This window comes from Streptomyces sp. NPDC029014, from assembly GCF_055564695.1.
This window is the reverse complement of sequence record NZ_JBVHVT010000036.1, coordinates 46,097-59,078: the sequence shown is the minus strand read 5'-3', so window position 1 is coordinate 59,078 and position 12,982 is coordinate 46,097. Positions and strand designations below refer to the sequence as shown.

At 73.5% G+C, this 12,982-nt stretch carries 11 protein-coding genes; 5 read left to right on the top strand and 6 right to left on the bottom strand.

All coding sequences use genetic code 11. The annotated features are described in order from the left end of the window. Positions 1-6: 6 nt before the first annotated feature. Positions 7-648: a TetR/AcrR family transcriptional regulator gene (locus ACZ4VL_RS21060; RefSeq protein ID WP_468201981.1), complete on the bottom strand. Its 642-nt coding sequence runs from the start codon at positions 646-648 to the stop codon at positions 7-9. 189 nt (positions 649-837) lie between these two features. Here ACZ4VL_RS21060 and ACZ4VL_RS21055 point away from each other — a divergent pair, with 189 nt between their 5' ends. From ACZ4VL_RS21055 to ACZ4VL_RS21035, 5 genes are all read left to right on the top strand, one after another. Further along, on the top strand, positions 838-2,520 hold the full coding sequence (locus ACZ4VL_RS21055) for a ricin-type beta-trefoil lectin domain protein (RefSeq protein WP_468201978.1): 1,683 nt from the start codon (positions 838-840) through the stop codon (positions 2,518-2,520). Between the two features lie 11 nt (positions 2,521-2,531). Next, positions 2,532-4,925, top strand: a complete 2,394-nt coding sequence (locus ACZ4VL_RS21050) for an alpha-N-acetylglucosaminidase (RefSeq protein WP_468201976.1) — start codon at positions 2,532-2,534, stop codon at positions 4,923-4,925. A 195-nt stretch (positions 4,926-5,120) separates the two neighbouring features. Further along, on the top strand, positions 5,121-5,420 hold the full coding sequence (locus tag ACZ4VL_RS21045; RefSeq protein ID WP_468201974.1) for a hypothetical protein: 300 nt from the start codon (positions 5,121-5,123) through the stop codon (positions 5,418-5,420). A 250-nt stretch (positions 5,421-5,670) separates the two neighbouring features. Beyond that, positions 5,671-7,311 (top strand): molybdopterin-dependent oxidoreductase, encoded by a 1,641-nt coding sequence (locus tag ACZ4VL_RS21040; RefSeq protein WP_468201971.1) that lies wholly within the window; start codon positions 5,671-5,673, stop codon positions 7,309-7,311. 99 nt (positions 7,312-7,410) lie between these two features. Beyond that, positions 7,411-8,481, top strand: coding sequence for an alpha/beta hydrolase (locus ACZ4VL_RS21035; RefSeq protein ID WP_468201969.1), 1,071 nt, complete (start codon positions 7,411-7,413; stop codon positions 8,479-8,481). 60 nt (positions 8,482-8,541) lie between these two features. Here ACZ4VL_RS21035 and ACZ4VL_RS21030 read toward each other — a convergent pair whose 3' ends face one another. The 5 genes from ACZ4VL_RS21030 to ACZ4VL_RS21010 form a co-directional block, all read right to left on the bottom strand. Continuing rightward, complete coding sequence (locus tag ACZ4VL_RS21030; protein WP_468201966.1) at positions 8,542-9,969, bottom strand: DUF6177 family protein; 1,428 nt, start codon at positions 9,967-9,969, stop codon at positions 8,542-8,544. A gap of 59 nt (positions 9,970-10,028) precedes the next feature. Further along, positions 10,029-10,964, bottom strand: a complete 936-nt coding sequence (locus tag ACZ4VL_RS21025; protein WP_468201964.1) for a hypothetical protein — start codon at positions 10,962-10,964, stop codon at positions 10,029-10,031. 104 nt (positions 10,965-11,068) lie between these two features. Next, a complete protein-coding gene (locus ACZ4VL_RS21020; protein ID WP_468201962.1) occupies positions 11,069-11,716 on the bottom strand; it encodes a pentapeptide repeat-containing protein in 648 nt (215 codons plus the stop codon). 102 nt (positions 11,717-11,818) lie between these two features. After that, on the bottom strand, positions 11,819-12,499 hold the full coding sequence (locus ACZ4VL_RS21015; RefSeq protein ID WP_468201959.1) for a pentapeptide repeat-containing protein: 681 nt from the start codon (positions 12,497-12,499) through the stop codon (positions 11,819-11,821). 49 nt (positions 12,500-12,548) lie between these two features. Then, complete coding sequence (locus ACZ4VL_RS21010; RefSeq protein ID WP_404234835.1) at positions 12,549-12,968, bottom strand: hypothetical protein; 420 nt, start codon at positions 12,966-12,968, stop codon at positions 12,549-12,551. Positions 12,969-12,982: the final 14 nt, after the last annotated feature.

Sequence of the window (12,982 nt, the reverse complement as noted above, 5' to 3'; positions counted from 1 at the left end):
AGGTGGTCAGGGGCCGGGCCGGGCGGCCTCGATCAGCTGGCGCAGGGCTCCGTGGTAGACGTCGTCGTCGGTCAGGGCGGGCAGTACGGCGTCCATCCCGGCGGTCAGGACGGGGAACTCCCCCGGGTCCAGCGCCGCGAGGGCCGCCCGCGACGCGGCGGTGGCCCCGGCCGGGTCGCGGTGGTCGACGAAGGCGGCGCAGCCCAGGGTGAGCAGGTACATGCGGCGGTACGTGGTCATCGCCTCGGCGGGCGTCATCCCGACGGCCACGTTGTCGGCGAGGGCAGGCTCGACGAGCCGGGCCAGCAGCCGGCGGCCCAGCCACGGCCGGCCGCCGCGCAGCACCAGCAGTCCGGGGTGGGCGGTGAGCAGCCGGTAGAGGGCGGTGAAGCGGCGCTCGGTGGCCTCGGCCCAGTCGGTGCCCGCCGGGACGTCGGGCAGTTGCCCCGCGAGGTGCTCGGTGCACAGGTCGAGCAGGCCCCCGAGGTCGGTGCAGCGGCGCTGGACGGTGGCGTGGGAGACGTCGAGCCGGTCGGCGAGGGCACGGAAGCTGAGCGCGCCGTGGCCTTCCTCGTCGATGATCCGCAGGGCGGCGACCGCGATCGCCTCGGGTGTGGCCCGGTCCAGGGCCGCTGATCTCCTCGGCATGCGATACAGCGTATCAGCCACTGTCACATACGCCGTATCTCCGCGATCGCGTGACGGCACCTACACCCATATTGCTGGTCATCACCGCACATCGAGCGACCTGTGTTGACAGCGGGTAGTCACATCGCTGCACTGAGCGCACCACAGCGCCGTCAAGCCCCCGCCCGCTCCCCACCGCAAGGAGTCTCCGTGCCGCCTCGCCTGCGTGCGTCGCTCCCCTGCCTGACCGCGGCCGCCCTGCTCGCCCTGTGCCTCGCCCCCGCACCGGCAGCCGCGGAGCCGACCGCGACCTCCGACACGCCGCTCGCCCTGACCCCGCCCATGGGCTGGAACAACTGGGCGCACTACATGTGTGACATCGACGAGGCCAAGGTCGTCGCCAACGCCGACGCCCTGGTCTCCAGCGGCCTCGCGGCCAAGGGCTACGACACGGTGACCGTCGACGACTGCTGGATGACCAAGAGCCGCGACGCGCAGGGCGCGCTGGTCGTGGACGCGCAGAAGTTCCCGCACGGCATGGCCTGGCTGGGCGAGTACCTGCACGCCAAGGGCCTGAAGTTCGGCATCTACCAGGACGCCGGCTCCCTGACCTGCGAGAAGTACCCGGGCAGCGGCTCCCCCGAGGGTGGCGGCCCGGACCACTACGCGCAGGACGCACGGCAGTTCGCGTCCTGGAAGGTCGACTACGTCAAGATGGACGGCTGCAACCTGTGGGTGCCGCCGGGCAGGACCAGGGAGCAGGCGTACCGCGACGCGTACGTCGCCGTCGCGGAGGCGCTGCGGACGAGCGGCCGCAGCATGGTGCTGTCCGCCTCGGCGCCCGCCTACTTCCAGCAGGGCGAGTGGGGCGGCTCCGACTGGCACCGGGTGCTCGGCTGGGTCGGCTCGACCGGCCAGTTGTGGCGCGAGGGCAAGGACATCAAGGTCTACGACCCGGCCGCGCCGGCGACCTCCCGGTGGAGCTCCGTCCTCGGCAACTACGGCTACAACCGCTGGCTCGGCCGGTACGCGGGCCCCGGCAACTGGAACGACCCCGACTTCCTGATCGCGGGCGCCCCGGGCCTCACCGACGCGGAGAGCCGCAGCCAGGTCGGCCTGTGGGCGATGATGGCCGCCCCCTTCATCCTGTCCTCCGACGTCTCCGCGCTCACGCCGGGCGGGCTCGCCGCCCTCGGCAACGCCGACCTGATCGCCCTGGACCAGGACCCGATGGGCCGGCAGGGCGCGGTGGTCTCCGCCAACGCCACCTTCGAGGTGCTCGCCCGGCCGCTGGCGAACGGCGACCGCGCCGTCGCCGTCCTCAACCGGTCCGGCAGCACCCGCGACATCTCGGTCCCGCTCGCCGACATCGGCCTGTACGACTGCACGGTCGACGCCGAGGACCTGTGGACCGGGAGCCGCACCGAGGTCTCCGCGTCCCTGACCGGGCGGCTCGCCGCGCACGACACGGCGGTGTGGCGGCTCACCCCGCACCGCGGCTGCGGCGGGGCCGTGCCCACCGGACAGATCACCGGTGACGGCGTGAAGTGCACGGACGGCGCCAACACCACCGGAGTCGGCGCGGTCGTCCTGTCCGCGTGCACCGCGGCCGCCGACCAGCGGTGGGTCCTCGGCGGCGGCGACAGCCTGCGGCTGGACGGCAAGTGCCTGACGGCGAGCGGCGGCGACCTGGTGGAACTGGCCCGCTGCGTACCGTGGAAGGCCCGGCAGGGCTGGACCCACCTGCGCAACGGAACCCTGGTCGAGAAGGTGAGCGGGCTGTGCCTGACGGCGCCCCCCGCGCCCGCGACGGCGGACGCCCCGGCCGAGCGGCTGCGGCTGGCCGAGTGCGGCGACCACCGGGTGGACCAGGCCTGGTCCCTGCCGGTCTGACGGGCATCCCGATGACGAACCTCCGCACCGCGGGCCGGCGCCGCCGGCCCGCCCGGCCGCTGCGCCCCGCAGCCCTCGCCGCCCTGCTGGCCCTGCTGTGCGCGGCCTCCCCCGCGCTCGCCGGCGTACGGTCCCACGCCCCGACGGCGCCACTGGCCGCACCGGTCACCCCGGGGACACCAGGCACACCAGGGACACGGGGCACACCAGTCACACCAGGCACACCGGGGACACCGGGTGGACCTGCCGGGGCCAGGCCGCCCGGTTCCGCCGCCTTCGACGCCGGGCCGGCACGGGCGGCGCTGAAACGGCTGCTGCCGCGCCATGCCGCCCAGTTCACGCTCGTACCGGCCGCGCCCACCGGGGGTGCCGGAGCTCCTGGAGGGGACGCCTTCACCGTGTCCGGGCGGGCGGGGGCGATCACGGTCCGCGGGTCGACCGGCGCCACCCTGCTGACCGGCGTCGGCTGGTACCTCCAGCACGTCGCCGGGGTCGACATCGGCTGGCCCGGCGACAGCATCGGGATGCTGCCCGCCCGCCTGCCCGCGGTGCCCGCACCGGTCACCCGCAGCGCGCTGGTCCCGCACCGGTACGCCCTCAACGACACCGACGACGGCTACTCGGGCCCGTACCGCACCTTCGCCCAGCACCAGCGGCAGATCGACCTGCTGGCCCTGCACGGCATCAACGAGGTGTTCGTGCAGGTCGGCGCCGAGTACCCGTACTACCGGGCGCTCCAGGGCTTCGGCTACTCGCCCGCCGAGCTACGGGGGTGGATCCCCGCGCCGGGCCACCAGAGCTGGTGGCTGCTGCAGAACCTCAGCGGGTTCGGCGGCCCGGTCTCCGAGCGGCTGATGCGCGAGCGCGCCGTCCTCGGCGGCCGGATCGCGGAGCAGCTGCGCGGGCTCGGCATGACCCCGGTCCTGCCCGGCTACTTCGGCACGGTGCCGCCCGGCTTCGCCGACCGCAACCCGGGCGCGGCGACGGTGCCGCAGGGCGACTGGGCGGGCTTCGCGCGGCCCGACTGGCTGGACCCGTCCTCGGCGGCGTTCCCGAAGGTGGCGGCCGCGTACTACGCGGAGCAGCGCGCCGTGTTCGGGGACAGCACCATGTACCGGATGAGCCCGCTCCACGAGGGCGGGACGGTGGGTTCGGTCGACGTGCGGGCAGCGGCCGGAGCCGTCCAGTCGGCCCTGCACGCCGCGCACCCGGGCGCGCTGTGGGCGGTGCTGGGCTGGCAGGACAGCCCGCGCAAGGAGCTGCTGGCGGGGGTGGACACCTCGAAGGTGCTGATCCTCGACGGGCTGTCCGACCGGTACAACCGGCTGGACCGGGAGTCCCGCTGGGGCGGGGTGCCGTACGCCCTGGGGACGATCTACAACTTCGGCGGGCACACCACCGTCGGCGCCAACACCTCCGTGTGGCTCGACCGGTTCGGCGCCTGGCGGGCCAAGGGCAACAGCGCCCTGAGCGGCACCGCCTACCTGCCGGAGGCCACCGGGACCAACCCGGCCGCCTTCGACCTGTTCACCGATCTGGCGTGGGAGCCGGGCCCGATCGACCAGAAGGCCTGGTTCGCGCAGTTCGCGGCGCGCCGGTACGGGCGCCCCGACGCGGAGGCTGCGGCCGCCTGGGAGGAGCTGCGCACGGGCCCGTACAGCACCTCGTCCGGGCTGTGGTCGGAGTCGCAGGACAGCCTGTTCACGGCCCGGCCGAGCCTGACCGCGGCGGGGTCCGCGTACTGGAGCCCCCGCTCGATGCGCTACCCGGCCGATTCGGTCCGCCGGGCCCTGGACCACCTCCTCAAGGTGGACCCGCGGCTGCGCCGCTCCAGCGCCTACCGCTTCGACCTGGTGGACACCGCACGGCAGGCGCTGGCCAACCACTCGCGGGTGCTGCTGCCGGCGGTCAGGGCCGCGTACGAGGCGGGGGACCTGGCGCGGTTCCGGGCGCTGACCGCCGCCTGGCAGGACGCGGAGCGGCGGCTGGACGCCCTGATCGGCTCCGACCCGAACTTCCTGCTCGGCGACTGGCTGGCCGCGGCGCGCGCCGCGGGCGCCGACCGGGCGGAGCAGGACCGGTACGAGTACGACGCCCGCTCGATCCTGAGCGTGTGGGGCGAGCGCGGCACCAGCGAGGGAGGATTCCTGCACGACTACGCGAACCGGGAGTGGAGCGGGCTGGTCCGCGAACTGTACGCGCCGCGCTGGGCGGCGTACTTCACGGCGCTGGACGAGGCGCTGGTCACGAAGACCGCCCCGCCGCAGATCGACTGGCACGCCTTCGAGGAGGCGTGGGCCCGCCGGACCACCCGGCACCCGAGCGGCGCGAAGGGCCCGAGCGGGGACCCGCACGCACTGGCCACGGCGGTCGCCGAGCTCGTACACGATCCGACGAGCGGATGATCGGACCGCCCCCGAACGGTCACCCCTTCGGGGGATTCCCGCTCCCCCTGTGGGGGAGAACCCGCCCGCGCACCCGTTTCGCGGGCGGGCAGTCGTTTCACTGGCCCGGAAGCGATCGGGGTGGACGCCGAATCGATACGGCAGCCGCCCCTCCCGACGCCGTGACGGCCCGACGCGAGCAGGAGTGCACCGAGCATGTCCCAGACCGGACACGAGCGGCCCGGCCGGCCCGGGCAGGACGTCCCCGCACCGGACGTCCCCGCGCAGGGGTCGCCGACCGCCGCAAGCCCGGACGCCCCACCGGCTCCGGAGCCCCCCACCGCCGGGCCGGGCACCGCGCCCGCCGACCGCTTACCGGCCCCCTGGCCCGCGGACGGGGTGGTGGAGCTGCGCAAACGGGGCGGCCCGGCCGACGGGGAGGCAGCGCACCCCTTGGAGGCGATGGCCCGCCAGGCAGCGGAACGCGTGGCCGCCGACCGCCGCCCCCGAGGCTGACCGGTCCCCGCCAGAACCGTCCCCCAATCCAGCCTCGCCGGGGTCCGGCAATCCAGCCTCGCCGGCGTTTGAGGCGCGGGGGTCCGGGGGCGGAGCCCCCGGTTTCGGGAAGGGGCGGGGTGGGGAACCGCTCCGCGCAGCGGAATGCGCCGCACCCACGGCGGCCAGGAAGGACGACGGCACCGGTGCACACTGGACCGGAGGGCGGGACCGGACCGGACCGGACCGGCGAGCGAACGGTGAGGTGCACATGACCTCGAACCAGGCGGGACCCGAACGCCCGCACCGCACCACCCCCCACCCGCACCCACACCCCCGCACCCTCGCCCCCGGCGCCGCCTGCGGCCTGGCCGCCACCTGCGCCGGCCTCGCCGTGGCCCAGCTGGCCGCCGCGGCGGTCCGCCCCGACGCCGCCCCCGTCACCGCCGTCGGCGGCGCCGTGGTCGACCGCACGCCCGTCGGGCTCAGGGAGTGGGCGGTGGCCCAGTTCGGGACCGCCGACAAGCTGGTCCTCACCCTCGGCGTCCTCGCCGTACTCGGCCTGCTCGCCGCCACCGCCGGAGTCCTGGCCCTGCGCCGCCTGCCGGCCGCCATGGCCCTGATCGGCGCGGTGGGCCTGCTCGGGGCGCTGGCCGCGGTCAGCCGCCCCCAGGCGTCCTGGCAGGACGCCCTGCCGTCGGCGGTCGGCGCCCTCACCACGGCCGCGGTGCTGTCCCTCCTGGTCCGCGCCCTGCGCACGCCCCGCCCGGCCGGCGCCCCGCCGGGCGGCGCCTGGGCGCTGGACCGGCGCGGCTTCGGCAGGCTCGTCGTGGCGACGCTGGTCGGAGCGGCCGGGATCGGCTACGCGGGCCGGCGGCTCGGCGCGCACGGCTCGGCCGGGGCGACCGCCTCCCGGGCCGCCTTCACGCTGCCGCCGCCGGACGTGCCGGCCGCGCCCGTGCCGCCCGGGGCGAACCTGCCGGTGCCCGGGGTGTCCTCGTTCCTCACGCCGAACCGGGACTTCTACCGGGTGGACACCGCCCTGGTGGTCCCGCGGGTGGACGCCGGTACCTGGCGGCTGCGGATCCACGGCAAGGGTGTCGCCCGCCCCCTCGAACTGGACCTGCGCGCGCTGCTGTCCCGCCCGCTGGTCGAGCACGACATCACCCTCACCTGCGTGTCGAACCCGGTCGGCGGCCCGTACGCGGGCAATGCCCGCTGGCTCGGCGTGCGCCTGGCCGACCTGCTGCGCGAGGCGGGGGTGCGGCCGCCCTCGCGGGGCGGACCGGCCGATCAGCTGGTGGCCCGCTCGGTCGACGGGATGACGATCGGCACCCCCGTCGAGGCGGTCATGGACGGCCGGGAGGCGCTGCTGGCCGTCGGGATGAACGGCGAGCCGCTGCCCTTCGCGCACGGGTTCCCCGTACGGATGGTCGTGCCCGGCCTGTACGGGTACGTCTCGGCCTGCAAGTGGTTGCGGGAGTTGGAGCTGACGACGTTCGCGGCGTACGACGCGTACTGGGTGCGCCGGTCCTGGGCCCAGCAGGCACCGGTGAAGACGCAGTCCCGCATCGACACGCCGCGGGCGGGCTCCGCACCCGCGGCGGGCCGGGTGGCGGTGGCGGGCGTGGCGTGGGCGCAGCACCGGGGGATCGCCCGGGTGGAGGTGCGCGTCGACGGGGGCCCGTGGCAGGAGGCCCGGCTCGCCGACGCGGTCGGCGTCGACACGTGGCGGCTGTGGACCTGGCCCTGGGAGGCGGCTCCGGGCCGGCACACCCTCCAGGTCCGGGCCACGGACGGCACGGGGGCGGTGCAGACGGAGCGGAGCACGCCGACCGTTCCGGACGGGGCCACCGGCCTGCACACGGTGACCGTGCACGTCCGGCCGGGCCCGGCCGCGCGGGAGAGTTGACGGCGTGACCGCGAACCGGCCGCGGCACCGGGATAATCCAACCCGTCCCGCGCCTCATCGCCGCACCCCCGCCCGACTGCACGCCAGGAGCCGGCCGCCGTGGAGCTGACCAGTACGCCGCTGCTCGTCACGCTGATCTCCGTCACCGTCCTCGCCATGCTCGCTGCGCTGCTGCTGTGGAACCGGATGCCCGGGCCCGGCTGGCTGCGCTGGCCCGCCCGGGTGGTGATGCTCGCGCTGTGCCAGGCCACCGCCATCGCCGTCATCGGCGCCTGGATCAACGGCAGCTTCGGGCTCTACACCTCCTGGGGCGACCTGCTCGGCACCGGCGGCACCCGGGACCCCTCGGCGATGAGCGGGCCGGCGCCGGGCCGGGCCACGTTCGACCGGGGCCCCGACGGCACCCGCAGCACCTGGTTCCGCGGCTCCCGGTCGAAGCTCGCCGGGCAGGTGATCGTGTGGACGCCCCCGGAGTACGCGGCCCCCGGCGCCAAACGCACCCGGTTCCCGGTGGTGGTGCTGCTGCACGGCTACCCGGGATCGCCGCGGACCTGGCTCGACCTGGGGAACATGCCGGGCGCCGCGCAGGAGCTGATCCGGCAGGGCGCGGCGCGTCCGTTCATCCTCGTCATCCCGGAGGTCTACCCGGGCGGGGTCAACACCGACTGCAGCAACGTCCCCGGGCGCAGGGTGGCCGACTGGCTCGCCCAGGACGTCCCGGACGTCGTCGCCCGGCACTTCCGCACGCTGCACGGCCCCGGCGGCTGGGGCCTGCTCGGCGTCTCCACCGGGGGCCTGTGCGCGGCCAAGCTGCCGCTGCAGTACCCGAAGGCGTTCCGGGCGGGCGCGGCCCTGGACCCGGACCCGCTGGCCGGGGATCCGGAGGTGCTGCCCGACCCGGTGCTGCGGGAGCGGAACAGCCCGCTGTGGCTGGTCCGGCAGGTGAAGCGGGCCGACGTCGGGCTGTTCCTGGCCACCTCCAAGCAGGACCGGTCCAGCCCGCCGGGGCAGTTGGAGGCGTTCCGCGTGGCCGCGGCGGGCAGCGGGGTCCGGGTCAGGACCCTGGTCCGCCCGGCCGGCGGCCACAACTTCCAGTCGTGGAGCAGGATGTACGGGGATGCCCTGGGCTGGCTGAGCACCGAGCTCTCCCCGCCCACCGCCGACCACTGACCGGCATCGGCATCGGCAGAAGCCGCCCGCGATCCGGAGCGAGCGGCTCCGGCCACAGCACTACAGGGGCGGCGCCCCGCGCAGATGACGCACGAGCTGTTCCAGGGCGGTCCAGCTCTCGGCGGTCCCGCCGTCGCCGAGGGGGTAGTAGAAGCCCGGCCGGGCGCTCGGGCCCAGCTGTACCGGGCGTTCCTTCAGCGGCGTCCTCCTCGCGGTGTCGAGCCCTGCCTCCCGGACCTCCGCGGGGCCCAGCACGAAGGCGTACGGCAGCGGCGGGCGTTCGAAGCGGGGCGGGGCGCTCAGGTCCCGGCGCGCCTCGCGCAACTGGCACATCATGGTCTTCAGCCCGTACCGCGTCACCAGTTCCTCGGCCAGCCCCGGCAGTGCCTCCAGGGCCGGCTCCTCCCCGGGGCCGTAGCCCAGGGTGAGGGTGACGTCCTCCTCGACGCCCTCCGCGGACCGGATCACGCGCAGGGTGGCGACGGCGGGCCGGTCCGGGGTGCCGACGGCCACCATCCAGGTGGACCGGGGTGCGCGCTCGTACGCCAGGTCGGTCAGCTGCCGCCGCGACCAGGTCAGACCGGCCGGTTCCGACGTCCCCCAGCCGGCCGGCGGGCCGCCGGTCAGTGCCTGCCAGGCGGCTTCCAGTGCGCCGCCGAGCACGAGGTCCGCCGTGGGACGGTGCAGGGTGCGGAAGGAGACGATGAGCTGACGCTCGCCGGTGGGCGAGACCTCCTCGAAGGCGTCCGCCACCGGGGTCTCGCCGTTCTCGTCCCGGGCCGGGGAGAAGGCGTCGTCCTGCCAGCGCAGTACGGCGCCGGTCAGCCCGTCGTAGTAGCCGCACCTCTCGTCCTGCACCACCCAGCGCGAGGACGTGGTCTGCAGCAGCAGGCGGGTGGGGAGGGAGAGGCGGCAGTGCGGCGGGGTGACGATCTGCAGGGTCCGGTCGCTCTCCAGGGTCGCCCGCAGTGCATCGGAGAGCCAGCTCGTCATGGGGACGACGGGTCGGTCCTGGAGGATGACGGCGGCCTTGTCGGTGAGCATGTCGACGGCCGGCTGGGCGGCAGCGGCGACCGGTACGGCAGTGATGCCGGAGACGTCGACGGGGCGGGCCGCACCGACGGTGCCGGGGGCGTCCGGCGGCCAGACCCGGCCGCCCAGGAGCATGGTCAGACGCGCCGCGAAGGCACCGGCGAGCTGCTCGGCCTGGGGGACGCCCACGGCGGCGCGGGCCTCGATCCACCACGCCGGGCCGTCACCGGACGACTCGGCGCCGGGCCCCAGCAGCCTGGCCGCCTCGCCCGGCACCTGGAGCAGCAGCGGCACCTCGATCGAGACGAGCGGCCGGCCTTCCGCATCGCACAGCTGGACCACGGCACCGTCGCCGGTGGTCTCGACCCGCAGGTCCGGTCCGCCCGCGAGCAGGCCCGCCACGACGCTCAGCGGGTCCGGCATGCGCTCGGTGAGCGCGATCACGTCCTTGGTCATGCAGTGTTGTTCCTTCTGGTCATATCTGATCGGCTGTCATCTCGGCGTCGCCACCTGGATCAGCCGGGTAGCCCGGTCTCCGTCGTCCCGAGCAGCGCCTTGGCGCGGACGAGGAGGTCGTCGTCCGCCAACTCCACGGAGCCCGTTTCGACATCGGTCACGATGCGCCACAGGACCTTGGACCATTCGCTGACGAATTCCTCCGCCGCCACCGTCACATCGCCCCGCTCGGTGAGCAGGGACTCGTGGTTCCCGAGCGTGCTGTGCCACCGCGCCCGGATCCTCAGGCCGCCGTCCTCACGGGCAAGCTCCCATTCGGCGGAGAAGGTGTCCGACCCCCAGAAGACCTCGGCCGCGGAGAATTCCGGTCGCCGGACCTCCTCCAGCAGCGGCACCAGGTCGTCCAGCAACACCGCGATGTCGTAGCGGTACGTCAGCCGGATCGGCACCTGGTTCCACACGAGGACGGCGTCCTCGGATTCGGAGGAGTACATCTCACCGACGGCATCGGCCAGATCAGCGGCTTCGGCGATCCGACGCGGCCCGACGGGGCAGCGGCCCTCCCGGATCTCGAACCCCGTGTCGTGGCGGTCACGGGTCCCGGCCAAGGGATCACGCCCGAACTCGTCGGCGTACTCACGCCGGCGCGAGTCGGTCTTCTGGGGATTCGCCAGGCGGCAGTAGTCCCAGAAGTCGACCAGCACCCGGAACGTTTCGTCGAGGGTGAATTCACCCTGAACGTGCTCGACGAAGTGGTTCTCCACCCGCACGCCCTGCGGGCCGATGGTGACGGTGTGCGCGTTCCCGTCCAAGTCCTCCGGCACGAAACCGGGGTTGCCCTTGGCCTCGGTCACGAGGTCGATCGCCTCCAGGACGGACAGCGGCGAGAGCTGGATGTCGGCCGTCACCCACTCCCCCAGGACGCTCAACTCGGCAGGCCCGAAGAAGTGCGGCGTATTGAACTGGTCCGTCATGTAGTACTGAGTGCGGCTCACTGCTCTGTTCTCCTCCTCGCCCGCACGACAACGGTGTACGGGCCCGGCTCCTGACGTGCCATCTGCGACGACGGTCGCGGATTACGGAAAGGGGCGCATCCGCCCTACTGCGGGGGCCTGCGTGGAGCGATCACTTCGACCTGCCCGCCCCGCCCACCGATCCATTCCTCGAGCTCCGCGCCGGCCAACTGTCGGGAGGATGCGCCGCTGAAGAGCGTGATCGGCCCGAAGACGGTGCCCGTCAGGCCGCGCACCACCGTGGAGTCGTCGACCGTGACCTTGAAGGTGTTCTGGAACAGGACCGCGTCGGTCAGGTCCGCTCCCCTCATGTCGGCGCCGAAGAGCGAGGCCCCCATGATCCGCGTTCCTCTGAAGCTCGCTCCGGACGCGTCGGCCCCGTGCAGCGAGGCTTTGACCATGTCGGCACCGTCGAGTCGCGCCGACCGGAGCACGGCCCCGTCGAGGTTCGCCCTGACGAGGTCGGCTCCGGTCAGATCCGCACCGGTGAGATCCGCCGACTGCAGGTCGGCGCGGTAGAAACTCGCTCCGGCAAGCCGCACTCCCGCGAGGACCGCCTGGGTGAACCACGAGCCGGAGAAGTCTCCGCCCGACAGGTCGGCACCCCGGAAGTCGTGCTCGACACCGTTGAGGCTGTGGCCCTCCTCAGCAAGCCATTCCCGTACCCGACGTGTCGCTTCGGGGTCGGCCGGGAACGCGGTCGGCTTCCAGCTCCTACGGGGACCAGACGGCATGATCATTCAACTCTTCACTTGCTCAACGCTTCGCGGACGCTGCCCGCCGAGAACTTCCGATCGATCGAGAAGTCGTGCCAGGCCATCAGCACCACACAGGCCTTACTTCGGCGGGCGGCGCGGAGGGATCACTTGGACCTGCCCACCGCGCGCACCGATCCATGACTCGAGTTCTACGCCGGCCAGCTCCCGGGACGATTCGCCACTGAAGACGGTGATCGGCCCGAAAACGGTTCCGGTCAGCCCGCGCACCACCGTGGAGTCGTCGACTTTGATCTCGAAGAAGTTCTCGTAGAGGACAGCATCGGCCAGGTCCGCCCCCCTCATATCGGTGTCGAGCAGCGAAGCTCCGAGGATGCTCGTTCCGCGGAAGCTCGCCCCTGACGCGTCGACATCACACAGCGAAGCCCGGGGCATTTTGGCCCCGTCGAGCCGCGCCGACCGGAGCACGGCCCCGTCGAGGTTCGCCCTGGCTAGATCCGCACCGGTCAGATCGGCGCGGGTCAGATCCGCCGACTGCAGGTCGGCCCGGTAGAAGGAAGCTCCGACGAGTCGCACACCCGCGAGGACCGCGTCGGTGAACCACGCATCCGAGAAATCTCCGCCCGAGAGGTCGGCGCCCCGGAAGTCGCGCCCCATGCCATTGAGGTCGTATTCCTCCGAGGCGAGCCATTCCTGCAGTTGCCCTGTGGCCTCGGGGTCGGCCGGGAGCACAGCCGGCTTCCAGTTGTTACGGTCACCAGACGACACGTTCTCCCCCACAGCCTTCGACACGTCCGCCATCGCTGAGCCACCCGCGGTCACGACCGGCGCGGGCGGCTCAGCGGGGCGGTCACGCCCCGAGGAAGTCGCGGATTCCGGCCAGCGGGTCGCGACCGTGCTCCTCGGCGTACTCACGCCGTCGTGAGTCGACCTTGTCGGGATTCGACTGACAGCAGTAGTCCCAGAAGTCGACCAGCACCCGGAACGCGTCGTCGAGGGTGTACTCACCCTGGACGTGCTCGACGAAGTGGTTCTCCACCCTCACGCCCTGTGGGCCGATGGTGACGGTGTGCGCGTTTCCGCCCAGGTCCTCCGGTGCGAAGCCCGGGTCGGCCTTGGCCTCGGTCACGAGGTCGATCGCTTCCAGGATGGACAGCGGAGAGAGCTGGATATCGGACGTTACCCACTCTCCCAGGAACATCAGCTCGTCAGGCCCGGAGAAGTGCGGCACCCCGAACTGATTCTCAACGTAGTACTGAGTGCGGATCACTGCTCTGCTCTCCT

What these genes read in the sequence shown, in the direction of transcription:
- ACZ4VL_RS21020 (WP_468201962.1), bottom strand. Translation starts at nt 11,716, where the DNA reads ATGCCGTCTGGTCCCCGTAGGAGCTGGAAGCCGACCGCGTTCCCGGCC.
- ACZ4VL_RS21050 (WP_468201976.1), top strand. Translation starts at nt 2,532, where the DNA reads ATGACGAACCTCCGCACCGCGGGCCGGCGCCGCCGGCCCGCCCGGCCG.
- ACZ4VL_RS21060 (WP_468201981.1), bottom strand. Translation starts at nt 648, where the DNA reads ATGCCGAGGAGATCAGCGGCCCTGGACCGGGCCACACCCGAGGCGATC.
- ACZ4VL_RS21045 (WP_468201974.1), top strand. Translation starts at nt 5,121, where the DNA reads ATGTCCCAGACCGGACACGAGCGGCCCGGCCGGCCCGGGCAGGACGTC.
- ACZ4VL_RS21040 (WP_468201971.1), top strand. Translation starts at nt 5,671, where the DNA reads ATGACCTCGAACCAGGCGGGACCCGAACGCCCGCACCGCACCACCCCC.
- ACZ4VL_RS21015 (WP_468201959.1), bottom strand. Translation starts at nt 12,499, where the DNA reads ATGGCGGACGTGTCGAAGGCTGTGGGGGAGAACGTGTCGTCTGGTGAC.
- ACZ4VL_RS21030 (WP_468201966.1), bottom strand. Translation starts at nt 9,969, where the DNA reads ATGACCAAGGACGTGATCGCGCTCACCGAGCGCATGCCGGACCCGCTG.